The 24,264-nt window shown below is 76.0% G+C and carries 26 protein-coding genes; 9 read left to right on the top strand and 17 right to left on the bottom strand.

Annotation, left to right across the window (positions count from 1 at the left end; translation table 11 throughout):
* Window positions 1-22: 22 nt before the first annotated feature.
* From hemC to JD79_RS09010, 5 genes are all read right to left on the bottom strand, one after another.
* Window positions 23-973, bottom strand: a complete 951-nt coding sequence (hemC, locus tag JD79_RS09030) for a hydroxymethylbilane synthase (RefSeq protein ID WP_110005250.1) — start codon at window positions 971-973, stop codon at window positions 23-25.
* Window positions 970-2,325 carry a glutamyl-tRNA reductase gene (locus JD79_RS09025; RefSeq protein ID WP_110005249.1) on the bottom strand — a complete coding sequence of 452 codons (1,356 nt, stop codon included), beginning with the start codon at window positions 2,323-2,325 and terminating at the stop codon, window positions 970-972. The genes hemC and JD79_RS09025 overlap by 4 nt, the downstream gene beginning before the upstream one ends.
* Window positions 2,322-3,005 carry a redox-sensing transcriptional repressor Rex gene (locus JD79_RS09020; RefSeq protein WP_245900324.1) on the bottom strand — a complete coding sequence of 228 codons (684 nt, stop codon included), beginning with the start codon at window positions 3,003-3,005 and terminating at the stop codon, window positions 2,322-2,324. The genes JD79_RS09025 and JD79_RS09020 overlap by 4 nt, the downstream gene beginning before the upstream one ends.
* 229 nt (window positions 3,006-3,234) lie before the next feature.
* Window positions 3,235-3,486: a glutaredoxin family protein gene (locus JD79_RS09015; RefSeq protein ID WP_110005247.1), complete on the bottom strand. Its 252-nt coding sequence runs from the start codon at window positions 3,484-3,486 to the stop codon at window positions 3,235-3,237.
* Complete coding sequence (locus JD79_RS09010) at window positions 3,483-4,997, bottom strand: AMP-binding protein (RefSeq protein ID WP_245899966.1); 1,515 nt, start codon at window positions 4,995-4,997, stop codon at window positions 3,483-3,485. The genes JD79_RS09015 and JD79_RS09010 overlap by 4 nt, the downstream gene beginning before the upstream one ends.
* Before the next feature lie 309 nt (window positions 4,998-5,306).
* Here JD79_RS09010 and JD79_RS09005 point away from each other — a divergent pair, with 309 nt between their 5' ends.
* Complete coding sequence (locus tag JD79_RS09005; protein WP_245899965.1) at window positions 5,307-5,999, top strand: sigma-70 family RNA polymerase sigma factor; 693 nt, start codon at window positions 5,307-5,309, stop codon at window positions 5,997-5,999.
* Window positions 6,000-6,117: 118 nt separating this feature from the next.
* The gene (locus JD79_RS23675) at window positions 6,118-8,301 is read left to right on the top strand and encodes an HAD-IB family hydrolase (protein WP_245899964.1); all 2,184 of its coding nucleotides are present in this window, start codon (window positions 6,118-6,120) and stop codon (window positions 8,299-8,301) included.
* Window positions 8,302-8,443: 142 nt separating this feature from the next.
* Here the strand turns inward: JD79_RS23675 and JD79_RS08995 are convergent, their stop codons facing one another.
* The 5 genes from JD79_RS08995 to proC form a co-directional block, all read right to left on the bottom strand.
* The gene (locus JD79_RS08995) at window positions 8,444-9,355 is read right to left on the bottom strand and encodes a lysophospholipid acyltransferase family protein (protein ID WP_110005245.1); all 912 of its coding nucleotides are present in this window, start codon (window positions 9,353-9,355) and stop codon (window positions 8,444-8,446) included.
* Window positions 9,348-10,466 carry an NAD-dependent epimerase/dehydratase family protein gene (locus JD79_RS08990; protein ID WP_110005244.1) on the bottom strand — a complete coding sequence of 373 codons (1,119 nt, stop codon included), beginning with the start codon at window positions 10,464-10,466 and terminating at the stop codon, window positions 9,348-9,350. The genes JD79_RS08995 and JD79_RS08990 overlap by 8 nt, the downstream gene beginning before the upstream one ends.
* Before the next feature lie 10 nt (window positions 10,467-10,476).
* Window positions 10,477-10,575, bottom strand: a complete 99-nt coding sequence (locus JD79_RS08985; protein ID WP_012854759.1) for a 30S ribosomal protein bS22 — start codon at window positions 10,573-10,575, stop codon at window positions 10,477-10,479.
* A 258-nt stretch (window positions 10,576-10,833) separates the two neighbouring features.
* A complete protein-coding gene (locus JD79_RS23670) occupies window positions 10,834-11,175 on the bottom strand; it encodes a helix-turn-helix domain-containing protein (RefSeq protein WP_245899963.1) in 342 nt (113 codons plus the stop codon).
* A 252-nt stretch (window positions 11,176-11,427) separates the two neighbouring features.
* Window positions 11,428-12,282 (bottom strand): pyrroline-5-carboxylate reductase, encoded by an 855-nt coding sequence (gene proC, locus JD79_RS08970; protein WP_245899962.1) that lies wholly within the window; start codon window positions 12,280-12,282, stop codon window positions 11,428-11,430.
* Between the two features lie 57 nt (window positions 12,283-12,339).
* On the opposite strand from proC, the gene JD79_RS08965 reads away from it, so the two are divergent.
* Window positions 12,340-12,909, top strand: coding sequence for a type 1 glutamine amidotransferase domain-containing protein (locus JD79_RS08965; protein ID WP_110005243.1), 570 nt, complete (start codon window positions 12,340-12,342; stop codon window positions 12,907-12,909).
* Window positions 12,910-12,936: 27 nt separating this feature from the next.
* Here the strand turns inward: JD79_RS08965 and JD79_RS08960 are convergent, their stop codons facing one another.
* Complete coding sequence (locus tag JD79_RS08960; RefSeq protein WP_110007569.1) at window positions 12,937-13,713, bottom strand: hypothetical protein; 777 nt, start codon at window positions 13,711-13,713, stop codon at window positions 12,937-12,939.
* Entirely contained in the window at window positions 13,713-14,657 is a 945-nt protein-coding gene (locus JD79_RS08955) for a Ppx/GppA family phosphatase (protein ID WP_110005242.1), read from the bottom strand. The genes JD79_RS08960 and JD79_RS08955 overlap by 1 nt, the downstream gene beginning before the upstream one ends.
* An 87-nt stretch (window positions 14,658-14,744) precedes the next feature.
* Here JD79_RS08955 and JD79_RS08950 point away from each other — a divergent pair, with 87 nt between their 5' ends.
* From JD79_RS08950 to JD79_RS08940, 3 genes are all read left to right on the top strand, one after another.
* Window positions 14,745-15,551 (top strand): DUF3109 family protein, encoded by an 807-nt coding sequence (locus tag JD79_RS08950; RefSeq protein WP_110005241.1) that lies wholly within the window; start codon window positions 14,745-14,747, stop codon window positions 15,549-15,551.
* 95 nt (window positions 15,552-15,646) lie between these two features.
* A complete protein-coding gene (locus tag JD79_RS08945) occupies window positions 15,647-17,830 on the top strand; it encodes a bifunctional MFS transporter/dTMP kinase (RefSeq protein WP_110005240.1) in 2,184 nt (727 codons plus the stop codon).
* Between the two features lie 5 nt (window positions 17,831-17,835).
* Window positions 17,836-18,702, top strand: a complete 867-nt coding sequence (locus tag JD79_RS08940; RefSeq protein ID WP_110005239.1) for a class I SAM-dependent methyltransferase — start codon at window positions 17,836-17,838, stop codon at window positions 18,700-18,702.
* Window positions 18,703-18,736: 34 nt separating this feature from the next.
* Here the strand turns inward: JD79_RS08940 and JD79_RS08935 are convergent, their stop codons facing one another.
* A complete protein-coding gene (locus JD79_RS08935; protein ID WP_110005238.1) occupies window positions 18,737-19,759 on the bottom strand; it encodes a helix-turn-helix domain-containing protein in 1,023 nt (340 codons plus the stop codon).
* Window positions 19,760-19,840: 81 nt separating this feature from the next.
* On the opposite strand from JD79_RS08935, the gene JD79_RS08930 reads away from it, so the two are divergent.
* Window positions 19,841-20,059, top strand: a complete 219-nt coding sequence (locus tag JD79_RS08930) for a hypothetical protein (RefSeq protein WP_110005237.1) — start codon at window positions 19,841-19,843, stop codon at window positions 20,057-20,059.
* A gap of 10 nt (window positions 20,060-20,069) precedes the next feature.
* The gene (locus tag JD79_RS08925) at window positions 20,070-20,291 is read left to right on the top strand and encodes a DUF3072 domain-containing protein (protein WP_110005236.1); all 222 of its coding nucleotides are present in this window, start codon (window positions 20,070-20,072) and stop codon (window positions 20,289-20,291) included.
* 21 nt (window positions 20,292-20,312) lie between these two features.
* On the opposite strand, the gene JD79_RS08920 is transcribed toward JD79_RS08925, so the two are convergent.
* Together JD79_RS08920 and JD79_RS08915 are read right to left on the bottom strand one after the other, a co-directional pair.
* Window positions 20,313-20,993: a response regulator transcription factor gene (locus tag JD79_RS08920; protein WP_110005235.1), complete on the bottom strand. Its 681-nt coding sequence runs from the start codon at window positions 20,991-20,993 to the stop codon at window positions 20,313-20,315.
* Complete coding sequence (locus JD79_RS08915) at window positions 20,990-22,216, bottom strand: sensor histidine kinase (RefSeq protein ID WP_110005234.1); 1,227 nt, start codon at window positions 22,214-22,216, stop codon at window positions 20,990-20,992. Before JD79_RS08915 ends, JD79_RS08920 begins: the two co-directional genes overlap by 4 nt.
* A gap of 219 nt (window positions 22,217-22,435) precedes the next feature.
* Here JD79_RS08915 and phoU point away from each other — a divergent pair, with 219 nt between their 5' ends.
* Window positions 22,436-23,095, top strand: a complete 660-nt coding sequence (gene phoU, locus JD79_RS08910) for a phosphate signaling complex protein PhoU (protein ID WP_110005233.1) — start codon at window positions 22,436-22,438, stop codon at window positions 23,093-23,095.
* 58 nt (window positions 23,096-23,153) lie between these two features.
* Here the strand turns inward: phoU and JD79_RS08905 are convergent, their stop codons facing one another.
* Both JD79_RS08905 and JD79_RS08900 read right to left on the bottom strand, forming a co-directional pair.
* Window positions 23,154-23,924: a phosphoglyceromutase gene (locus JD79_RS08905; protein ID WP_425454169.1), complete on the bottom strand. Its 771-nt coding sequence runs from the start codon at window positions 23,922-23,924 to the stop codon at window positions 23,154-23,156.
* Between the two features lie 38 nt (window positions 23,925-23,962).
* The gene (locus JD79_RS08900; protein ID WP_146220416.1) at window positions 23,963-24,262 is read right to left on the bottom strand and encodes a hypothetical protein; all 300 of its coding nucleotides are present in this window, start codon (window positions 24,260-24,262) and stop codon (window positions 23,963-23,965) included.
* Window positions 24,263-24,264: the final 2 nt, after the last annotated feature.

Genomic DNA, 24,264 nt, shown 5'->3' with positions numbered 1-24,264 from the left:
GCGGTCTGCCCGGCGGGGGTGGTCACCGTGCGGCGGCCATCAGCTCGGCCGCACCGCGGTCGAGCAGGTCGGCGGCGAGCTCGCGGCCCAGCCGCTCGGCGTCGCCCACCGGGCCGGTGGCCGAGCCGCGGACGCCGTCGCTGCCGTCGATCGCGGTGACCGAGGCGCGCAGGTACAGCTCGGCGCCGTCCTCGCCCTCGGCCAGCTCGGCGTGGGCGGCGACCGGGGCGCTGCAGCCGGCCTCGAGCGCGGCCAGCGTCGTCCGCTCGGCCAGGACGCAGGCGCGGGTGCCGGCGTCGTCGAGGGCGGCGAGCAGGCCGAGCGTGTGCTCGTCGCCGGCGCGGCACTCGACGGCCAGGGCGCCCTGCGCGGGGGCGGGCAGCACCTGCAGCGGGTCGAGGGTCTCGGTGACGGCGTCGAGCCGGCCGAGGCGGGCCAGCCCGGCCCGGGCGAGCACGACGGCGTCGAGGTCGCCGGGGACGACGCGGGCCATCCGGGTGTCCACGTTGCCGCGGATCGGCACGACCTCCAGGCCCAGGCCGAGGGCCCGCAGCTGCGCGACCCGGCGCGGGGCGCCGGTGCCGATGCGGGAGCCGGCGGGCAGCTCGCCCAGGGTCAGCCGGTCGCGGGCGACGAGCGCGTCGCGCGGGTCCTCCCGCGGCGGCACGGCGGCCAGCACGAGACCGGGCTCCGGCGCGGTGGGCAGGTCCTTGTAGCTGTGCACGGCCACGTCGACGGTGCCCTCGAGCAGCGCGCGACGGATCGCGGTGACGAAGACGCCGGTGCCGCCGAGCTGGGCGATGGCCGCGGCCGACCGGTCGCCCTCGGTGCTGATGTGCACCAGCTCGACCGGCACGCCACTGGCCGCGGTGATCGCGTCGGCGACGGTCTGCGACTGGGTGTGCGCCAGCTGGCTGGCCCGGGTGCCCAGGCGCAGCGTGCGGGTGGCGGTGCCGGTCGACGGCGTGGTCATGCCGCACCGCCCGGGCGCAGGTCGTCGGGGTCGACGGCGACCGCCTCGGCCAGCCGCCCGCCGTCGGCGGGGACGTCGGTGTCGATGCCGAGGCCGAACAGCGCCCGCAGCGCGTCGGCGTAGTCCACACCGCCAGGGGTGCCGGCGAGCTCCTTGACCCGCACGGTCGGCTCGTGCAGCAGCTTGTCGACGACGCGGCGCACGGTGCGGGCGATCTCGCTGCGCGCGCGGGCGTCGAGGTCGGGCAGCCGGGTGGACAGCCGCAGCAGCTCGGCGTCGACGACCTCGGCGGCCTGGCTGCGCAGCGCGGAGACGGTCGGGGCGACGGCGGCGGCCTGCTGCTCGGCGCGCAGCAGCGCCGTCTCGGCCTCGATGAGCGCGTGCGCGGCCGAGACGTCGTCGGCGGCGACGGGGCCGGTGCCGCCGGCGGCCGAGCGCTCGCCCTGCAGCAGCGCCAGGTCCACCAGGTGCACGCCCGGCAGCGCGGCGACGCCGGGGTCGACGTCGCGGGGCAGCGCCAGGTCGACGACGGCCAGCGGCCGGCCGGCGCGGGCGGCCATCGCGCCGGCGACGACGTCGGTGCCGACGACCAGGCCGGTGGCGCCGGTGCAGGTGACCACGACGTCGGCGTCGGCGACGGCCTGCTGCAGGTCGGCGAGCTCGGCGGTGCCGCCGTCGACGGCGGCGGCGAGCCGGGCGGCCGACTCCGGCGAGCGGCTGGCGACGGTGACCAGCGCCCCGCGGCGGGACAGCGTGGTGGCGGCCAGCGCGCCCATCGAGCCCGCGCCGACCACCAGCGCGGGGCGGCCGGCGAGTGGGCCGACCCGCTGCTCGGCGTGGTCGAGGGAGACGGTGACCAGGTTGGCGCCGGCGCGGTCGATGCCGGTCTCGGCGTGCACCCGCTTGCCCACGCGCAGGGCGTGCTGGGCGACCGGGTGCAGCGCGCGGCCGACCGCGCCCTCCTCCTGCGCGAGGGCGTAGGCGGCGCGCAGCTGGCCGAGGACCTGCGTCTCGCCGACCACCATCGAGTCCAGGCCCGCGGCCACGGTGAACAGGTGGGCGACGGCCTGGTCCTCGTAGTGGACGGTGACGTAGGGCGAGAGCTCCTCGACGCTGGCGCCGGCCTGGCGGGCCAGCACGCGGCTGACCTCGGCGACGCCGCCGTGGAAGCGGTCGACCTCCGCGAAGACCTCGACCCGGTTGCAGGTGGCGAGGACCAGCGCCTCGCTGACGTGGTCGCTCCGGACCAGCTCGTGCAGGGCCTTGACCTTGTCGTCCGCGCTCATCGCGACCTGCTCGAGCAGCGCGACCGGCGCGGTCCGGTGGCTGATGCCGACGGCGAGCAGGCTCATGCCATCCCCCCGGCGGGGGCGAGCGCCGTCCCGAGCGGCGAGGCGGCCGGGCCCCGCTGCTTGTCGAGGAAGGCGAGCACCTGCAGCTCGACGGACAGGTCGACCTGGCGGACGCCGACCCCGGCGGGCGCGGACAGCGTCACCGGCGCGAAGTTCAAGATGCTCCTCACCCCGGCCGAGGTCAGCCGGTCGCAGACCCGCTGCGCCACCTCGGCCGGCGTCGCGATGACCCCGATCGTCGCCCGCGTCGCGGTGAGGACCGCGTCGAGCTCCTCCATGGGCCGGATCGGCAGGTCGCCGATCCGCTGCCCCACCCGGGCCGGCGAGGCGTCGAAGAGGCCGACGAACTCGAAGCCGCGGTTGCCGAACCCGCCGTAGCCGGCCAGCGCCGACCCGAGGTTGCCGATCCCGACGAGGACGCAGGCGTGGGCGGTCTCCATGCCCAGCACGCCCGCGATGCGGTCGCGCAGGGTGGACACCTCGTACCCGACCCCGCGGGTGCCGCAGGGGCCGAGGTGGGAGAGGTCCTTGCGCAGCCCGGCGGGGTTGACGCCGGCCGCGGAGGCGAGCTCTCCGGAGGAGACGGTGCCGCGGCCGCTGTCGGCGAGTCCGGTGAGCACCCGCAGGTACACGGCCAGCCGGGCGACGGTGGCCTCCGGGATCCGGGGCCGCGACTGCATCACGGGCCTACTCCACAGCGGTCGCGCCCGGGCGCCGGCGGGAGCCTGCGGGGGCGGACGACATCGGGGATCCGGGCGGTGGACCACCCGGCGACAGCCACGGTAACCGCTTGTGAACGCAGGAACAAAGTCGCGCACCCAGCCGCAGGCCCCGGGCCTGCGCGGATGCGCGGCGCTGTGTCCGAGACCATACCCACCCGGGCGTCGGCCGCCCCTTCCGGGTGGCCCGCTAGCCGATCCCGAGGTCGCGGCGCAGGCGGGGGACGTCGACGGTGAAGTAGGAGTGCTCGCGACCGTCGAGCAGCACCACCGGCACGCGGTCGCCGTACTCGGCCTGCAGCTCCGGGTCGGCGTCGACGTCGACCTCGCGGGTGCCCACGCCCGCCTCGGCGGCGATCCGCCCCAGCGTCTCGGCCGCGGTGACGCACAGGTGGCAGCCGGCGCGGGTCAGCAGCTCCAGCCGCTCGGCGGGCCCGGTCACGGGACGTCCTCGTCGACCGCCGGCAGCCCGAGCTCGCGCAGCCGCGCCCGGCTCACCTTGCCCGTCAGCGAGTGCGGCAGCTCCGGCCGGAAGGTGATCGACGTCGGCACCTTGTAGCGCGCCAGGGCGGAGGCGGCGTGGGCCCGCAGCTCCTCGGCGGTCGCCTGCGCGCCCGGCGCCAGGACGACGACGGCCCGCACGGCCGCCCCGGTCCGGGCGTCGGGGAGCCCGATGACCGCGCTCTCGGTGACGGCGGGGTGGGCGTCGAGCACCCGCTCCACCTCGGCCGGGTAGACGTTGAAGCCGCTGACCAGCACGAGGTCGCTGCGCCGGTCGACCAGGTGCAGGTCGCCGTCGCGGTCGCGGTAGGCGAGGTCGCCGGTGGTCAGCCAGCCGTCGTCGTCGGGGCCGTCGGCGCCGTCGGGCCAGAACCCGGCGAACAGGTTGGCCCCGCGCACGAACAGCTCCCCCGGCCCCTCCTCCTCGACGTCGCCCGCCGCTCCGCGCAGGGCGACCTCGACGCCGGGCACCGGGCCGCCGATGCAGGCGGGCTTGGCGCGGCCGGTCGCCAGGGTGCTGGCCACCACCGGGCAGGCCTCGGTGAGGCCGTAGCCCTCCCACACCCGGACGGCGGCGCGGTCGCGCATCGCCGTCCAGGTCTCCTGCGGCAGCGGCGCGGCACCCGAGGAGGCGATGCGGACCGCGGCGAACGCCCGCCGCAGCCCGGCGTCGCTGCCGTCGGCGTCGGCGACGGCCAGCCAGGCCTGGTACATCGGCGGCGCGCCCGGGACCGCGGTGACCTGCTCGCGCTCCATGACCTCCAGCGACGCCCGCGGGTCGAAGGCCGGCTGCAGCACGGCGCACGCGCCGGTCGCCGCCACCAGGCCGAAGCCGGCGTTGAGGCCGTAGACGTGGAAGAGCGGCAGGACCAGGAGCACGCGGTCGTCGGGGCGGACCGGCGGCGGCTGCATCGCCAGGCACTGCTGCTGGTTGGCGCGCAGCGCCCCCGCGGTGAGCATCGCGCCGCGGGGCCGGCCGGTGGTGCCGCTGGTGTAGGCCAGGAACGACAGCGCGTCGGGGTCGTCGGGGTCCACGGGCGGCGGGCCGTCGCCGTCGGGTGGTCCGGCCACCACGGGGACGCCGCCCGGCGCGGGGCGGTCGGCGGCCGCGACCAGCAGGGCGGCGCCGGAGTCGGTGAGCAGGTGCGCGAGCTCGGGGTCGGTGTAGCCGGTGTTCACCGGGACGACGACGAGCCCGGCGCGCAGGGCGCCGAGCACCGCCCGCAGCCAGTCGACGCCGTTGGGGAGCTGCACCGCCACCCGGTCCCCCGCCGCCAGCCCGCGGGCGGCGTACCCGGCGGCGGCGCGGTCGACGAGCGCGTCGAGCTCGCGCCAGGACAGCCGCGTCCCGCCGTCGACGACGGCGGGGGCCTCGGGTCGCTCCCCGGCCGCGGCGCGCACGAGGGCGGCCAGCCCCGTCGGGGTCGACATCCCGGTTCCCGGCGGGGTCACGGACACCTCCTGCGGGCGGCGGCCGGTCCCCCCGGGGAGGTACCGCGGGGTGCCACTCGGCCGGCCGACGTGGACGGTTCGCAGTCATGTTGTCACCATGGGAGAGGACCCGCAGCACCGCGGGACACCGCCGAGCTGGGAGGACCCCCGTCGGGCGAGCCGTCGCGGCTCGGCGGGCCGACGAGGAGGTCGACGTCCCGCATGCCGCCACCGCGCCCCGTGGACGAGCGGTCGTCCGCCGTCCCGGCCGGGCGGCGGCCCGGTCCGCGTCCCCGTCCGACGCCCTGGCCGCGCACCAGCGTGGAGGCCGTGCCCGCGGTGCCGGCGTCCGCCGGGGACCGGCTCGAGCCGGACGTCGTCGCCGGCCCCGCTCCGGAGGCCGTCCCGGGGACCGAGGAGGACGACGCCGTCCTCGCCGAGGAGCTGGCGGCGCTCGAGCAGGACCTGCCCGGCGACCGGGTCGACGTCTGGGGGCTGGTCCGGCAGGCGCAGGACGGCGACGCCGAGGCGTTCGGGCGCCTCTACGACCACTACGTGACTCTGGTCCACCGCTACGTCCTGCACCGGGTGGGCGACCGCGCGCAGGCCGAGGACTTCACCAGCGAGACGTTCGTCCGCGCGCTGCGCCGCATCGACTCGCTGTCCTTCCAGGGCCGCGACGTCGGCGCCTGGCTGGTGACGATCGCGCGCAACATCATCCGCGACCACGTGAAGAGCAGCCGGTTCCGGCTCGAGGTCACCACCGCGGACATGCGCGACGCCGACCAGGCCACCGACGGGCCCGAGGACGCCGTCGTCGCCCGCCTGACCAACGAGCAGCTGCTCGCGTGCGTCCGCCAGCTGGGCAGCGAGCAGCAGGAGTGCATCTCGCTGCGCTTCCTGCAGGGCCTGTCGGTGTCGGAGACCGCGGCGGTCATGGGCAAGAAGGACGGCGCGGTCAAGGCGCTGCAGCACCGCGCGGTGCGGCGGCTGGCCGCCCTGCTGCCGGAGGGGCTCCGGTGACGGGTGTGCCCCCGTCCGGGGGAGACCACGTCGTCAGCCCCCGGACGGCCGTAACGCCGGCGTCCGCGCGTCGTTGCTCCGGTCGACCGCGTCCCCACCGACCGACCGGAGGACCCAGGTGAGCGACCGGCACGACGCCGCGGGGGCGTCCCGCCGCGCGTCCGTGCACGGGCGCGAGGCGGCCCTCGAGGACCGGCTGCGCGCGCTCGCCACCGACCTCGACGACGAGCCGTCGCCGGACTTCCGCGCCGCCACCCGCGCCCGGCTGGTGGCGATGGCCGCCGTCCGCTCGCCCGAGCCCGAGCCGGAGCCCCGCCGCGGCCTGGCGCGACTGCGGGCGGCCCGGCCGGGACGCCGTCCGGCCTGGCGGGCCCGGCTCGCCGCCGGCGTCGCCGGTGCGGCCGTGGCGGTCACGGCGCTGGGCAGCCTGGTCGCGCTGTCCACCGACGCCGAGCCGGGGGACGCGCTCTACGGCCTCAAGCGGGGCACCGAGCAGACCCAGCTCGCGCTGGCCGGCGACGAGCGGGGGCTGACCCTGCTGGAGTTCGCCACCACCAGGCTGCGGGAGCTCGACCGGCTGGTCGACGGCTCCGCGACGGCGCCGCCGGCGGACCTGGTGCTCGACACCCTCGCCACCATGGACGCCCAGACCTCCGAGGGCGCCGCCCTGGTGCTCACGCAGGCGGTGGCCGGCGGCGACGCCGGCCCGCTGTCGGTCCTCAGCGGCTGGGCGCAGGACCAGGGCGACGGCCTCGCCGGCCTGCAGGCCGCCCTGCCCGCCGACGCCGGGGACGCGGCCACCCGCTCCCTGGGGCTGCTCGGTGCGGTCGGCACCCGCGCGGCGGACCTGGAGGCGGCCCTGGACTGCCCCACCGGCCCCGCGGTCGCCGGCGCCGACGACCTCGGCCCGTGCCCGCGCCCTGCGCGGCCCCGCGACGCCGGACCCCTCCGCCCCGGCCGCGCCGCCCGCTCCGACCGCCGGCCCGAGGCCCGGTCACGGACGGGCCGGCCGCCCCGTCGTCGCCCGCGCCGTCGTCCCCCCCCTCGGGTGCACCCGCGGCCCCGCCCTCCTCCGGCGGGGCTCCGCCGGCTCCGGCGGCACGGCACCCGGCGGCGGCAGCGCGCCCTCCGGCGGGGGCAGCGCACCCACGACGTCCCCGTCCGCACCGACCGGGGGCCTGCCGATCCCGGCGCCGACGCTCCCGCTCCCCCGGGGACGGCAGCGCGCCGGCGACTCCCACCGCGCCGTCCGGCCCGCTCCCCGACCCCCTGGGCGTGTGCCGCCTGGTGCCCGTCCTGTGCTGAGGTCCGGCTCCGGCTCCCGGGCGGCCGCTCGGTAGTGTCGCCGGGTGCCGCCCGGGAGGCGGCGGGACCACCCCAGGGGAGGGAGCCCGTGCCGGGTCTGCCGTTCCGCGGCCGCCGCAAGCAGGACGCCGGGGCACCGACCGAGGACGAGATCCGCGCGCACGTCGCGGGCGCCGCGTCCGCGGCCGCCGCCGAGGTCGAGCCGGTCCCGACCGTGGTGGCCGACCGCACCGCCGCCGCGTTCTTCGACGTCGACAACACGATGATGATGGGCGCCTCGCTGTTCTGGTTCGCCCGCGGCCTGGCCTCCCGCAAGTACCTGACCTCCCGGGACATCGCGCGCTTCGCGTGGCAGCAGGCGAAGTTCCGCGTCGCCGGCAACGAGAGCGCCGGCGACATGCTCACCATCCGCGAGACCGCGCTGGCCTTCGTCGCCGGCCGCGAGGTGTCGGAGATCGTCGACGCCGGCGAGGAGATCTACGACGAGCTCATGGCCGACCGGATCTGGTCGGGCACCCGCAACCTCGCCCAGCAGCACCTCGACGCCGGGCAGCGGGTCTGGCTGGTCACCGCGACGCCGGTCGAGCTGGCGCGGATCATCGCCCACCGCCTGGGACTCACCGGCGCGCTGGGCACGGTGGCCGAGGTCGTCGACGGCTGCTACACCGGCCGGCTGGTCGGCGAGCTCATGCACGGGGAGGCCAAGGCCGAGGCGGTGCGGGCGCTGGCCGAGCGGGAGGGGCTGGACCTCGCGCGCTGCACCGCCTACAGCGACTCGGCCAACGACCTGCCGATGCTCACGCTCACCGGGACGGCGGTCGCGGTGAACCCCGACACCGAGCTGCGCGCCGTCGCCCGCTCCCGCGACTGGACCATCCGCGACTTCCGCACCGGCCGCAAGGCCGCCCGGATCGGCGTCCCGACCGTCGCCGCGGCGGCCCTCACCGGCGGCGCCGTCGGCGGCGCCCTCGCCTTCCGCCGCAGGCGCCTGCTCTGATCGTCGGCCTCCGGCCCTCACTCCTCGGCGCGCCTCGCGGGGCGACCGCTGCCGGCGCCCGCGATCGACTGCCGTCCCCGGCTCGCCAGCGCGGCTCCGGCCCGCTCCTCGGCGGACCCTCCGGGCCCGCACCCGTCACGGGTCAGCTGAAGACGGAGCTGCGCTGCAGGAGGAGCCGGTAGATCGACTGCTGGATGGTCTCGCGGACCTGGTCGGTCAGGTTGAACACCAGCATCGGGTCCTCGGCGGCCGCGGGGCCGTAGTGCGCCGTCTCGATCGGCTCCCCGAAGGCGATGAGCCACTTCGACGGCAGCGGCACCAGCCCGAGCGGTCCGAGCGCGGGGAACGTCGGCGTCACCGGGAAGTAGGGCAGCCCGAGCAGCCGCGCGAGCGTCTTCGCGTTGCCGATCATCGGGTAGATCTCCTCGGCGCCGACGATGGCGCACGGGATGATCGGCTTGCCGGTGCGTAGAGCCGCCGTGACGAAACCACCTCGGCCGAACCGCTGCAGGGTGTACCGCTCGCGGAAGGGCTTGCCGATGCCCTTGAAGCCCTCCGGGAAGACGCCGACCAGTTCGTCGGCGCACAGTAGTCGCTCGGCGTCCTCGCTGCAGGCGAGCGTGGCGCCGAACTTGCGCGCCAGGGAGCCCACCACCGGGAGGTCGAACACCAGGTCGGCGCCGAGCAGCCGGAACCTGCGCTGCGCGGGGTGGTCGTCGTGCAGCGCGACGGTGGTCATGAGCGCGTCGACCGGGACCGTGCCGGAGTGGTTGGCCACCACCAGCGCCCCGCCGTCGCTGGGGACGTTCTCCACGCCGTGGGTCTCGACCCGGAACCACCGGGAGAACAGCGGCCGCAGGGCCGGCAGCAGCACGTGGTCGGTGAGGTCGGTGTCGAAGCCGAACTCGTCCGTCTCGTACTCGCCGGTCAGCCGCCTGCGGAGGAAGTCCAGCCCGCCGGCCACCTGTTCGTCCCAGCCGGGGTCCGGCGGCTGCGGGACGTGCGGCTGCCCGTCGTCGTCGGGACGCAGCCGGATGACGCGGGCCTCAGGCATCGCGCACCGCCCGCAGGCCCGGCGGCGCCGGCGCGGGCCGCAGCCGCCCGTGCACCGTCGTCCCCACCGAGGAGGCGACCGACCCGGCGCGCGCGACGAGCTGCTGGGCCCGCGTGGTCACGTCGGCCACGAGCTCCGGCGGGATCACGGGCGGTGCGGTGTGCGCGTAGTCGGCCAGGGCCTCGGCGGTGGTGTAGCGGGGCGTGTAGCCGAACTCGGTGCGCAGCACCGTGGTGTCGACGACGCGGCCGAAGTTGAGGAAGCGCATCTGCTCGGGGGAGTAGTCCACGAAGCCGAAGCGCCGGGTGAGCCGGCCCAGGGAGCCGAGCGCCGGCGAGGGCACCGGCAGCTGCAGGCGGCCCAGCCGGCGGATGACCTGCGACAGGAGCAACGTGCCCTCTCCCCCGACGTTGACGGTGCCGGCGAAGTCCCCGGTGGTGGCCTGGGTGAGCACGCCCAGCGCGTCGTCCTCGTGCAGCAGCTGGACGCGGGCGTCGTAGCCCAGCGCGGTCGGGACGACCGGCATGCGCAGGAACCCGGACAGCACGGAGTCGATGCGCGGGCCGATGAAGTTGGTGAACCGCAGGACGGCGACCCCGACGTCGGGGCGGCGGCGCGCGAAGGACCGCACGTAGCCCTCGATGTCGAGGCTGTCCTTGGCGAACCCGCCCGAGGGCACCCGCCGGGCCTGCATCGCCTCGGTGAAGACGGCGGGGTCGCGCGGCGAGGCGCCGTAGACGGCGCTGGTCGACTTGAGCACCAGCCGGCGCACCGAGGGCGCGCGCTGGCAGGCGGCGAGGAGCTGCATCGTGCCGATGACGTTGAGCTCCTTCATCGGCCCCCGGCCGCCGGACCCGGCGGGCGTGGAGCTGATGTTCATGTGCACGACGGTGTCGACCGCCGCGGTGCTGATGACCTTGCCGATCATCGGGTTGCGGATGTCGGCGCGCACGAACTCGGTGCGACCGAGACGGCGGAGCAGCTCCGCCGACGGGGGGACGGTGTCGACCCCGATGACCCTGTCGATGGCCGGGTCGCGAGCGAGCTCGGCCGCCAGCGCACCTCCCAGCCACCGGCTGACACCGGTGACGAGGACGACGGCGGGCGGCACGAGCGTCAGCTCACTTCTTGTTGCGACGCTGAACGCGGGTCTTCTTGAGCAGCTTGCGGTGCTTCTTCTTCGCCATCCGCTTGCGGCGCTTCTTGATGACCGAACCCATGTGTCCTGCTCCCGACGTCGTGGCCGCGTGTCGCGCCGGGGGCCACGGGGGCGGAACCGGACGCCACGCGAGTGTGGATCAGCTCGTGTGCGACGGCTCCGGCCGGGGCCGGGGTGTCGCTCGGCGTCCGAGCCTACCCGGCGCCCCCGCGGCGACGCTGCCGCGGGAACCGGGCCGGACGGATCCCACCCGGAAAGGCCGGGTGAGGGCGCTGCTGACGTGCTGGACCGGGCCTCCGCCCGGGGTGGGGGGTCCTGCTCAGGCGATGTCGGTGTAGGCGTCGCGCAGGTAGTCCTGGACGGCGCGCTCCGGGACGCGGAACGAGCGGCCGACGCGGACGGCGGACAGCTCGCCGGCGTGCACGAGGCGGTACACGGTCATCTTCGAGACGCGCATCATGCTGGCGACCTCGGCGACGGTCAGGAAGGTGACGGCGGCGCGCGGCTGCGGGACGGCCGGGCGGCCGACGGGCATCGCGGCGGGGTGGGCCGGGCCGACCGGGCGGGCCATGGCAGCGGCCGGGATCGGGCGGGCCATGGGCCGCGGGCCGGGGACGGCCGGGCGGACGTAGGCGGCGTTGGTGCGCTGGGGCATGGTCATGATCAGCTCTCCGGACCTAGCACGAGTCGGGCGCCGGCTTCCCCACCGGCTACGGGACACGCACGTGCTGATACAGAGAGTAGGGGGACCCGCGTGACGGAAGCGATGGAAGAAACGGACACGGGGAACGGTCCGTCCCTGGCAGAACTACACCTATGCAACTCGCTTCACAGCCGTATCGGCGCGTCTCCCCGTCGATGTGTCGACACGGTGACGCTGCGTCCCCGCAGGGTGTCCACGGGCGGGTTATCGTCACCGGCTCCCGTCGGCCCGGCCCAGCTCCACCGATCGCGCCGCGGCCGCCTCGATGGCCGCGATCAGCGCCGAGCGCACCGAGTGCCGCTCGAGCTCCCGGATGCCGGCGATGGTCGTGCCGCCCGGGCTGCTCACCGCGTCGCGCAGCTGGGCCGGGTGCTCCCCCGACTCGCGCAGCATCACCGCTGACCCCAGCGCGGTCTGGACCACCAGCTCCGTGGTGAGCGCCCGGGGCAGGCCGAGCAGCACGCCGGCGTCGACCATCGCCTCGACCAGGTAGAAGAAGTAGGCCGGTCCGCTGCCCGACAGGGCCGTCACCGCGTCCTGCTGGTACTCCGGCACCCGCGCCACCCGGCCGACGGTCGACAGCAGCGCCTCGGCCTCGTCCAGCTCCGCCTCGCCCGCGGAGGCGCCGGCCGACAGCACGCTCATCCCCTCGTCGACGAGGGCCGGGGTGTTGGGCATGACCCGCACCACCGGCACACCGGCCGGCAGCGCCGCCTCGATCGTGGCCGTGGAGATGCCGGCCGCGATGCTGACGACCAGGTGCCCCTCGTCCACGGCGGGTGCGAGCAGCACCAGCAGCGAGGGCAGGTCCTGCGGCTTGACCGCCAGGAGCAGCACCCGCGCCCGGGCGGCGGCCTCCTCGATGCCGACGACGTCGACGCCGTAGCGCGCCGCGAGCTCGCGCCCCCGCTCCGGGTGCCGCTCGCAGACGACGACGCCCTCGGCTCCCGACCGCCTGACCAGTCCCGCGAGCAGCGCCTCGCCCATCTTGCCGCCGCCGAGGACCGCCAGGCCCTGCCGCTGTGCCATGCCGTTCTCCCAGCTCTCGGTGTGCGTCGGACCCACGCCGGACCGTAGTGCGCACGGGTGTGCCGTCTCCCGGGCACGGGTAGCGGCGCCCGCATGGCAGGAGAACTGGACGGGATGAAGGTGGCCGTGCTCGCGACCGACGGCGTCGAGCAGGTCGAGCTGGAGCGGCCGTGGCAGACGCTGGAGGAGGCCGGCGCGGAGCCCGAGCTGGTGTCGCTGGGGAGCGGCACGATCACCATGTACCAGCACATCGACAAGGGCGACCAGAGGAAGGTGGACACCACCGTCGCCCTGGCCGACCCCGAGGACTACGCGGCGCTGGTCCTGCCCGGCGGCGTCATCAACGGCGACTTCGTGCGGGCCGACGCCGACGCGGTGGCCTTCGTGAAGGCCTTCTTCGAGGCGGACAAGCCGGTGGCGGCGATCTGCCACGCACCCTGGGTGCTCGCCGAGGCCGACGTCGTCCGCGACCGGCGGATAACGTCGTGGCCCTCGCTGCAGACCGACCTGCGCAACGCGGGCGCCACGTGGGTGGACGAGGAGGTCGTCGTCGACGGCAACCTCGTCACCAGCCGCAACCCCGACGACCTCGACGCGTTCGGCGCGGCGATCGTCGAGCAGTTCGCGCAGGCCGGCGCCGAGGACGACGACGAGGACGAGTGAGCCGCGGCCGGGCTGCCCGCCGGCGCCTCAGGTGCCGGCGAGCAGCCCGGCGGCCGGGGCGATGGTGAGCAGCGTCCCGGCGAACACGAGGACGGCGACCAGCCGCAGGCCCGTGGGCTCGCGGCCGGTGCGCTGCCGCCAGGCCCCGACGCCGGCCACCAGGCCGGTGACCGCCAGCGGGGCGAGGACCACCGCGACCTGCGGCAGCTGCTCCCAGACGACGGTGGCCAGGAAGTAGATGCCCACCCCGGCGGCCAGCGCCAGGACGAGCTCGCCGGCGAAGCGCAGCCAGGCCAGCGCCCCCTCCCGGGCGCCGAGCGGCTCGTCGAGCACCTCGGTCTCCCCGGGACGGGTCACCGGGATCGGTCCGGTGGCGGGCGCGGCGCCCGGGACGCCGGGCTTGCGGGAGGGCCGGATCCCCGGGATGGCCGCCGTCGACGGCCCGTCCGGCCCGCGGGTCGCACCGGCCGGCGCCCCCGCGACGCGGCCGGTGTCCCGGGCCTCCTCGAGCCCGCGGTCGCGGGCCTGGCGGCCGGTGTCGGCGACCCGCCCCGTGTCGCGGGCGAACCGGCCGGTCTCCGACACCCGGCCGGTGTCGCTGGCCCGGCGCCCGGGGTTGGGCTGCTCGACGTCGGTGTCGGGCTCCCGCTTGCGCTGCTTGATCGGGAGGTCGCCGGTGTCCCCGCGGCGCCGGCGCACGCTGCGCGGGGCCTCGATGCCGGCCTCGCGCAGGATGTCGGCCAGCGGCCGCCCGCCGGTCTCCGGTCCGGGCCCGGGATCGGGGTCCCTGCGGGGCTGTGCCATCACGCGCCTCCCAAGGAGTCCAGTCGCCGCAGGATGACGCCCTCGCGCAGCGCCCACGGACAGATCTTGACGGAGGGTAGTTCCAGCGCCTGCATGGCGGCCTGCGCCACCACCGCGCCGGCCGGGACCTGGTGGGCGCGGTCGGGCGACACGCCGCGCAGCTCCGCCAGGCCGCGGGACTCGATGCGGGACACGAAGCCGATCAGCTGGCCGAGTCCGTCGAGGGTGAGGTTGCGGTCGACCCGCAGGCCGGCCGAGTAGGGGGCCGCGCCGGTCAGCCGGGCGAGGGTGCGGAACGTCTTGCTCGTCGCCGCGACCAGGTCCGGCGTCCCGGCCGCCCGCAGCTTCCTCGCCGCCGGGCGGAGGACGTCGGCGGCGTGCTCCTGCAGCGCCTCGAGCTTGGCGAGGTCGGGCTTGCCGCCCTCGGCGGCCCCGGAGAGGAAGCGGCGCGTCATCCGCCCGGCGCCGAGCGGCACCGACAACGCGACCTCGGGGTCCTCGTCCACGCCGCTGGCCAGCTCCAGCGAGCCGCCGCCGATGTCGAGGACGAGCAGCCGGCCGGCGCTCCACCCGTACCACCGGCGCACGGCGAGGAAGGTCAGCCGCGCCTCCTCCTCGCCGCTGGTCACCTGCAGGTCGACGCCGGTCTGCGCGCGGACGCGGTCGAGCACCTCCAGGCCGTTGACCGCCTCGCGGATCGCGGAGGTGACCAGCGCGAGCACCTCGTCGCAGCCCTGCTCCTCGGCCCGCTTGCACGCCTTGCCCACGGCGTTGAGCAGGGCCTTCTCGCCGGCCTTCGACAGGACGTCGTCCTTGCCGACGTGCTCGGCCAGCCGCAGGACGGCCCGGTCGTCGTAGGTCGGGGTCGGGTGGCCGCCGCGGTGGGCGTCGACCACCAGCAGGTGGACGGTGTTCGAGCCGACGTCCAGCACCCCGAGCCGCATGCGGTCAGTCTGCCTGGCCCCCTCCCGAGGCTCGCGCCGAGCGGAGCGACGCCGGAGGGGACGGGGTCCTCTCTCTAGGCTGGGCCGGTGCAGGACGTGCCCCCGGAGGTCGACCCCGACTTCGCCCGCGAGTGGATCGAGTTCCCGGACCCGGCCGACCCGCGGCACGTCGTCCGCGCCGACCTGACCTGGCTGGCCTCGGCCTGGACCTGCGTGTTCGGTCGCGGGTGCGCCGGCGTCGTCGAGGGCCGGGCCGACGACGGCTGCTGCAGCCACGGCGCCTTCTTCACCGACGAGGACGACCTCGCCCGGGTCACCGCCGCGGTCGCCGACCTCGCCGACGAGGACTGGCAGCTCGCGCCGGTCGGCCGCGGCGCCTGGACCGAGGAGGACGCCGCCGACGACGAGGGCGGTGTGCGCTCGCTGCGCACCCGCCTGGTCGACGGCGCCTGCGTCTTCCTCAACCGGCCCGGCTTCCCCGGCGGCACCGGCTGCGCGCTGCACCGAATGGCGCTGCGCGAGGAGCTGCACCCGCTGACCACCAAGCCCGACGTCTGCTGGCAGCTGCCGGTGCGGCGCGAGCAGGAGCACGTCGAGCGGCCCGACGGGACGACGGTGCTGGTCAGCACGATCGGCGAGTTCGACCGGCGCGGCTGGGGCCCGGGCGGCGCCGACCTGCACTGGTGGTGCACCGGCTCCCCCGCGGCACACGTGTCCCCGGAGCCGCTGGTCACCACCTACGCGGCCGAGCTCACCGCGCTGCTGGGCCCGGCCGCCTACGGCGAGCTGCGCCGGCTGACCGAGGCCCGGCTCGACCTCGGCCTGGTCGCCCCGCACCCGGCCAGCCCGGCGCCGGTGTCCCTGACGCTGCAGCGCCGGCGGCCGGGCGGCTGACCGGAACTCCCCCGTCCGGGTGCGGCACGGGCCGGAGCGGCCCCGCGCGCCACTACCCTTCTCGGGACGACCGCGACGACCGGACGGCGGGAACTGTGAGCGACGGACAGGCGGCGACCCCCGGCGTGCGCCCGGGCGGGTCGTCGGCCAGCGGCCGGGCGTCGGACAACGCCCTGCTCGCCCTGGTCCGCATCCCGGTGTTCCGGCGCATGTGGGCGGCGATCGCCGTCTCCAGCCTCGGCGACTGGCTGGGCCTCCTGGCGACCACGGCGCTGGCCCAGCAGCTCACCCGCGACGAGTCGCTCGGGGTCCAGGGCGCGGCGATCTCCGGAGTCATCCTCACGAGGCTGCTGCCCGACCTCCTCCTCGGCCCCGTCGCCGGCGCCCTGGCCGACCGCCTCGACCGCCGCACCACCGTCGTCGTCGGGGACCTGCTGGCCTGCGGGCTGTACCTGTCGATCGGGCTGAGCTACGAGCTGACCTGGCTCTACGTCGCCCAGTTCCTCGTCGAGGCCGTGGGCCTGTTCACCAACCCGGCCAAGCAGGCGATCTGGGTGGCGATCGTCCCGCGCGAGCGGCTGGCCGTGGCCAACCAGGTCTCGCTGTTCAGCGTCTACGGCGCGGTCCCGGTGGCCTCGCTGCTGTTCGCGCTGCTCTCCACCGTCGCCCGGGTGTTCCCCGGCAGCGGCCAGAGCGGGGACGCGCGGACGGCGATCGTCGTCGCCCTGCTGTTCAACGCCGCGACCTTCGCGCTCTCGGCCACCACCGTGCTGCTCTCGCGCCGGCTCATCCCGCCGACGCCGACCGACCGCCAGGCGTCGTCGAACGTGTTCTCCCTCATCGCCGAGGGCGTCTCGTTCCTGCGCGGCCAGCCGCTGATGCGCGCCCTGTACGTCGGCGTCATCGGGGCGTTCGGCGCGGGCGGGCTGATCATCGGCGTCGCCCAGCTCTACATCGCCACGCTGGACGCCGGTGCGGCCGGTTACGGCGTCGTGTTCGGCATCGTGTTCACCGGGCTGGCCCTCGGCATGCTGGTCGGGCCGCGGATCCTGCCCACCATCCCGCGGCGCACCCTGTTCGCCCGCTCGATCGGGCTGGCCGGCATCGCGCTGCTGGCCATGTCGCTGCTGCAGGACTTCGTGCTCGCCACGGGTGCGGCGTTCCTCGTCGGCCTGTTCGCCGGGATCTCCTGGATCATCGGCTACACGCTCATCGGCTTCGAGGTCGAGGACCGGCTGCGCGGGCGGGTGTTCGCCTTCGTCGTCTCCTCGGTGCGCATCGTGCTGCTGCTGGCGGTCGCCGTCGGCCCGGGCCTGGCCGGCGTGCTCGGCACCCACGACCTGCGCGTCGGCGAGCTCATGCTCACCCTCACCGGCCCCGGGCTGACCCTGATGATCGGCGGCGCGCTCGCCCTGCTGGTCAGCGCCTACGCCGTCCGCCAGGTCGTCCCGCGCGGGCGGCCGGGCACGCGCGCCCGCGACGTGTTCCGGCTGCTGTGGGGCAGCTCGGACATCCTCTCGGCCTCGGCCAGCACCACCGGGCTGTTCCTCGTCGTCGAGGGCGCCGACCGCGACCTCACGCGCCGCTACACCGCCGACCTCGCCCAGGTGCTGCGCGAGTGCGGGTGCCCGGTGGTGGCCACGCACGAGCCCAGCGACACCGCGCTCGGCCGGCAGGTCCGCACGCTGCTCTACCCGCCGGCACCGGACCCGACGGCCGGCGTGACCGACGGCGAGGGCCACCCGGTGGCGGCCTACACCGCCGCGCTCCTCGCCGCGGCCGACCGCGCCGAGCACGTGGCCACGGTGATCCGGCCGGCGCTGCAGCGGCGCGAGGTCGTCGTGTGCAACCACTACGTGGACACCTCGATCGCCTTCCAGGGCGCCGGGCAGGGCCTCGACGCCGACCGCATCTACCGCACGTCGCTGTGGGCCACCCGCGGCCTGCTGCCCGACCTCACCGTGGTCGTGGACTCCCCCGTCACCGCAGGTCCCGCCGACGCCGACGCCGACGCGGTGCGCGCGGCCTTCCTCGACCGGGCCGACGCCGCGCCGGACCGCTACGTCGTCGTCCCGGGCGAGCTGCTCGGCACCGACGGCAGCCCCGAGGGCTCCGGGCTCGTCTCGGCCGCCGTCCGCCGCAGGATCACCGCCCTGCTGGCGCAGCGCTACCCCGAGCTCGGCGAGACCCGTGCCGACGGCGCCTCGGGCGCCGCCGACCCGCCGGTCGGCGCAGCACGGACCGGTACCGGGGGGATCGCCGGCGGCTCCGTAGGCTGACCGGCGTGAGTGGCCCGGCAACCTCTGCCCCGGCGACGTGGACCCCCGAGGACACCGAGGCGGTCGACTGCTGCCTGTGCGGCATCCCCGGCCGGCTCGTGCACGACCTCACGCCCTTCGGCGTCGTCCGCTGCCCGTCCTGCGGCCTGGTGTTCGTCAGCCCGCGGCTGCGCCCGGAGGCGCTGCAACGGCTCTACGACGACGTCGGCTACTTCGAGGGCGGCGTGTACGGCGGCGGCGTGGAGGGCGGGGCGGACGGCGGGGGGTCGTCGCAGGACCGCCGGTTCGACCCGGCGATGCTCCTGCAGCGCACCTGGACCGCCGGCCGGCTGGCGCTGCTGGACCGCGTCCGCGGCCGCGCCGCCGGGGGCCGGCTGCTCGAGGTCGGCGCCGGCTACGGCCTCTTCCTCGACGCCGCGCGCCGGGCCGGGTGGACGACCAGCGGGGTGGAGCTATCCCGCACCGGCGCGGAGCACGCCACCGGGGCCCTCGGCCTCGACGTCTTCTGCGGCCAGCTCGCCGACGCGCCGCTGGAGCCCGGGTTCGACGTCCTCTGCGCCTGGGACACCGTGGAGCACGTGCCCGACCCGCTGGACTTCTGGCGGACGGCGCGCTCGCTGGTCGCCGACGACGGCGTCGTGCTGTTCTCCACGCCCTACGTCTCGTCGCTGCCGGCCCGGTTGCTCGGCAGCCGCTGGTGGACGCTCAAGCCGGCCGAGCACATCTGGCACTTCACCCCGCGCACGCACGCGATGGTGCTGGCCCGCGCCGGGTTCGCGCTCACGCAGGTGGTGCGCAGCCCGCTGGCGCCGAGCAACGCCGGCCGCCTCGACTCGCTCGTCGGCGTCGCGCGGCCGATACCGCTGGGCTGACGTCCGCCCGCCAGGGCGCCCGCGCGTCCGTCGACTAGGCGGCCGTCCCCTCGCCGGCGGGGACGACCTCGACCGGTGCGCTGCCGGTGCGGAAGGTCTGCCGGTAGGCCCGCGGGGAGACGCCGCGGCGCCGGCTGAACTGCTCGCGGAAGCCGGCGGCGGTGCCGAAGCCGACCAGCCGGGCGATCTCCTCCACCGGGGCGTCGCTCTCCTCGAGCAGCGCCTCGGCCGCCGCCAGCCGCTGGCCGAGCAGCCACGCGTGCGGCGTCGTCCCCGTGGTCGCCTTGAACCGGCGGGCGAAGCTGCGCGGGCTCATCAGCGCGCGCCGGGCGAGGGTCTCGACGCTGATGTCCTCGGCCAGGTGCGCCCGCGCCCAGTCCAGGACGAGCCCGAGCAGGTCGTCCTCGCACCGGGCGACCGGCTCGTCGATGTACTGCGCCTGCCCGCCGTCGCGGTGCGGGGGGACGACCATCTCGCGGGCCAGCCCGTTGGCCGCCGCGGCGCCCCACTCCCGGCGGACGAGGTGCAGGAGCGCGTCCACGCCGCTGGCCGTGCCGGCGCCGCTGATGATCGTGCCCTCGTCGACGTAGAGGACCCGCGGGTCGACGTCGACGGCCGGGTAGCGGGCGGCCAGCTCACCGGCGTAGCGCCAGTGGGTGGTGGCCCGCTTCCCGTCCAGCAGGCCCGCCGCCGCGACGACGAAGGCACCGGTGCAGTGGCTGACGATCTGGCCGCCGCGGGCGTGCACGGCGCGCAACGCATCGAGGACCGGTGAGGAGACGGGTCGGGAGAGGTCCTCCCACGCGGTGACCAGCACGATGTCGGAGACCGCCAGGCGCTCGAGGCCGTGCTCGACGTGGAGGGTCAGCCCGGTGTCGGTGCGCACGAGCCCCGGACGGTCGGTGACCACCGCGAAGTCGAAGCGGGGCATGCCGAGGCGGCGGTAGTCGTAGCCGAACACCTCGGCGGCGACCCCGAGGCCGAAGGCCCCGAGGACGCCGTCCCCGGCGAGCAGGCTGACGACGAGCGGGCGGTCCTCCACCGTGCCGAGGGTCATGGCGGCAGTATGGCAGGAACGACGCGATCCGTGTCACCTCTGCCACTCGTCGCCTCGACGGCTCCCGAGCACGCTCGTCCCATGTTGCTGATCACCTGCCCCGTGACCCGGACCGACGAGCTGGTCGCCGACCGGCGGATCCGGTCGGTCGCCAACCACCCGACCCACGTGGCGCTGGCCGTGGAGTGCCCCTCCTGCGGGAGCGTGCACGTCTACCGCACCGGCCGGCGCTGGGAGGCCACCCGGGCCGAGCGGGCCGCGCAGGCCGCTCGACCTGCGGCGGAGCTCACCTCCGCCTAGACTCGAACACATGAGCGAATCGAACGTGAACACCGGTCAGGCCGGCGACCCCACCGCGGAGAAGGACCCGTCGGACTGGGTGACCGGCGACGAGCCCGCCACCGGGGCGCAGAAGAGCTACCTGCACACGCTGGCCCGCCAGGCCGGCGAGGACGTCCCGGAGGACATCACCAAGGCCGACGCCTCGATCAAGATCGACGAGCTGCAGGAGGAGACCGGCCGGGGCCAGTGACGCCCCGGCCGGCCTCGCCGGCTACTGCTCGAACTTGTACCCGAGGCCGCGCACGGTCACGAGGTGCTTGGGGTTGGCCGGGTCGGGCTCGATCTTGGCGCGCAGCCGCTTGACGTGGACGTCGAGCGTCTTGGTGTCGCCCACGTAGTCCGAGCCCCACACCCGGTCGATCAGCTGGCCGCGGGTGAGCACGCGGCCGGCGTTGCGCAGCAGCAGCTCGAGCAGGTCGAACTCCTTGAGCGGCAGGGCCACCGGCTCGCCGTCGACGGCGACCACGTGCCGCTCGACGTCCATCCGCACCGGGCCGGCCTCCAGCGCGCCCTCGGCCGAGACCTCGACGTCGCCGCGCCGGCGCAGCACGGCCCGGATGCGGGCGACGAGCTCGCGCGCCGAGTAGGGCTTGGTCACGTAGTCGTCGGCCCCGAGCTCCAGGCCCACGACCTTGTCGACCTCGGAGTCCTTGGCCGTGAGCATGATGATCGGGACGTTGCTGCGGGAGCGCAGCGCCCGGCACACCTCGGTGCCCGGCAGCCCCGGGAGCATGAGGTCGAGCAGGACGATGTCCGCCCCGGCGCGGTCGAACTCGGCGAGCGCCTCGGGACCGGTGGCGGCCACGACCGCCTCGAAGCCCTCGCGGCCGAGCATGTAGGACAGCGCGTCGGAGAAGGACTCCTCGTCCTCCACCACGAGCACTCGGGTCATGACCGTCCTTCCTGGAGGACCCCGTCGGCGTCGGACGCCGCGTCGGGAGGTTCGGGGCGGTCCTCGACCGCCAGGGGGATGCGCAGCGTGAAGGTCGAGCCGAGGCCCTCCTCGCTCCACACGCTGACCGAGCCGCCGTGGTTGCTGGCCACGTGCTTGACGATCGCCAGGCCCAGCCCCGTGCCGCCGGTGCTGGTGGCCCGCGACTGGTCGACCCGGTAGAAGCGCTCGAAGACCCGCTCGCGGTCGGCGCGCGGGATGCCGATGCCGCTGTCGGTCACCGCGATCTCGGCGAACCCGCCGCGCGCCCGCGCCCCGACGGCGATCTTCGTGTTCTCGGGGCTGTAGGCGACCGCGTTGGCCAGCAGGTTGGTCACCGCCGTCGCCAGCTGCGCCTCGACGCCCCGCACCAGGATGCCCCGGCCACCGCCGACGGCGATCGTGATCCCCTTGGCCGCGGCGGCCAGGCCGGTGCGGTCGACGGCCTCGGCGAGGACGGTGTCGACGTCGACCGGCGCCAGCTCCGGCAGCGGCTCGGCGCCCTGCAGGCGGGACAGGTCGATGAGCTCGCGGACCAGGCGGGCGAGCCGGTCGGCCTCGTGCGCCATCCGCGCGGCGAAGCGCTGCACGGTCTCGGGGTCGTCGGCGGCGCCCTGCATGGCCTCGGCAAGCAGGCCGAGCGCGCCGACCGGTGTCTTGAGCTCGTGGCCGACGTTGGCGACGAAGTCGCGCCGGACCGCCTCGACCCGCCGCGCCTCGGTGACGTCCTGCAGGACCAGCGCCACGGGGCCGGGCACGGCCGACGGTGCGGCGTCGCCGGACGCGGTCTCGAGCCGGATCGCGTGGGCGCCGACCAGCCGCGTGCCGCCGCCGACGACCTCGCCGGGCAGCGAGACGTCCGAGCGCCGGTTGCCCCAGCGCCGGACCTCGCGGACCAGGTCCTGCAGCGCGGGGACGACGAGCCGGCGGTCGCGGACGATCCCGAGCCCCCGTGCGGTCGGGTTGGCCACGACGACGGCGTCGTCCTTGTCCAGCAGGAGCACCGCGGGGTCCATGAGGTCGAGCAGCCGGCGGGCGAGCAGCGCCTCGGCGGCGGCGTCGCGCCCTCCGTCGTCGCCGGCCCGGTCGGCGCGCTCGGCACCGCGGCGGGCGAGCAGCACCCCGACGGCCACTCCGAGGGCGCCGACGACGAGACCGGTCACGAGGGCGACCAGCGGGCTCACGGGGCCGATGCTAGGCCGCCCGGGACCGCCGTCATCCCCCGTGTGAGTGGCGTCGGAACGGCACGGAGCGACTGTTCACGCCCGGGTGTCCCCCCGTTCACCGACGGGCTCCGCTCGGGTGTCCCGGGAGCACCTACCCTCGGGGCGTCAGGCCGGCGCATCGAGCAGGCGGTGTCCGGCCGGTGGCACCCGGTGGACGGCCGGGAACGAGGAGGACCCGTGCGCGAGCACTACCGCGAAGAGCTCGAGGACATCAACGCCTGTCTGGTGGAGATGTCGAACTCGGTCGGATCGGCGATGAGCAAGGCCACCACCGCCCTGCTCGATGCCGACGTGGCCCTCGCCGACCTGGTCATCGCCGGGGACGAACACATCGACGCGGTGCGCGAGAGCATCGAGGAGCGCTGCTTCACCCTGCTGGCCCGCCAGCAGCCGGTCGCCACCGACCTGCGCACGGTCACCACGGCGATGCGCATCGTCGGTGACCTCGAGCGCATGGGCGACCTCGCGGTGCACGTGGCCAAGCTGGCCCGGATGCGCTTCCCCGAGTCCGCCGTCCCCGCCGAGGTGCGGCCGATCTTCCTCGAGGCCGGCCACGTGGCGCAGAGCCTGGTCGCCCAGGTCGGCACCGTGATCGCCAAGCTCGACGTCCAGGGCGCCGCCCGGCTCGAGAAGGACGACGACCTCATGGACCAGCTGCACCGCCAGCTGTTCACCGAGCTGCTCAGCCCCGGCTGGCCGCACGGCATGGAGTCGGCCATCGACATCACGCTGCTCGGCCGCTACTACGAGCGCTTCGCCGACCACGCCGTCAGCGTCGCCCGCCGCGTCGTCTTCCTGGTCACCGGCGAGCGGGACATGGTCGCGCTGCCCCACTGACCCCGCACACGACGAGGGCCTCCCCACCGCGCGGTGGGGAGGCCCTCGTCGTGCAGGGCTACTTCTTGCCCTGGTTCTTGACCGCCTCGATGGCGGCCGCCGCGGCCTCGGGGTCGAGGTACTCACCACCGGGCTTCAGCGGCCGGAGGTCGGCGTCGAGGTCGTAGCGCAGCGGGACGCCGGTGGGGATGTTCAGCCCGACCACCTCGTCCTCGCCCATGCCGTCCAGGTGCTTCACCAGCGCGCGCAGGCTGTTGCCGTGCGCGGCCACCAGGACGGTGGCGCCGCTGCGCAGGTCCGGCACGATCGCGTCGTACCAGTACGGGAGCATCCGGACGACGACGTCGGCCAGGCACTCGGTCGCCGGGCGCACCTCCGGCGGGAGGAACGCGTACCGCGGGTCGGCGTCCTGCGAGTACTCGCTGCCGGCCTCGATCGGCGGCGGCGGCGTGCTGTAGGAGCGGCGCCAGACCATGAACTGCTCCTCGCCGTACTCGGCGAGGGTGGCGGCCTTGTCCTTGCCCTGCAGCGCGCCGTAGTGCCGCTCGTTGAGCCGCCAGGAGCGGCGCACCGGGATCCACTGCCGGTCGGCGGTGGCGAGGGCCAGCTCCGCGGTGGTGATCGCCCGCCGCAGCAGCGAGGTGTGCAGGACGTCGGGGAGCAGGCCGTGCTCGGCGAGCAACTGGCCCCCGCGGGCGGCCTCGGCACGGCCCTTCTCCGACAGCTCGACGTCGACCCAGCCGGTGAACAGGTTGGCCTTGTTCCACTCGCTCTCGCCGTGGCGGAGCAGGACCAGGGTGCCGGGCGCGCCAGCCGCAGACGTCGTCACGCCGCCCATCCTGCCCGACGCCACCGCGCACGGTGCCATCAGCTCAGCAGCGGCCAGAGCACCCAGGCCTCGTAGAGCACCGGCGGCGCCAGCCCGGCCAGCAGCCAGGGGCTCCGGACCCGGCGGGAGGCACCCCAGCGGACGGCGGCCACCAGCGCCACGCTGCAGGCCAGCGCGACCGCCAGCCACAGCGCGGTGGCGGCGACGTCGACGACGAACAGCTGGGTGAGCACGAGCTGCACGGCGCACAGCAGCAGCGGGTAGACCAGCCCGGAGGCGGCCACCACGCCGATCAGCGCGCGGCCGAGTCTCTCCTGCGCGACGGGCGGCTCCTGCACCC

Source organism: Geodermatophilus normandii (assembly GCF_003182485.1).
GTDB classification, from domain to species: domain Bacteria; phylum Actinomycetota; class Actinomycetes; order Mycobacteriales; family Geodermatophilaceae; genus Geodermatophilus; species Geodermatophilus normandii.
This window is presented reverse-complemented; position numbering and strand designations above follow the sequence as displayed.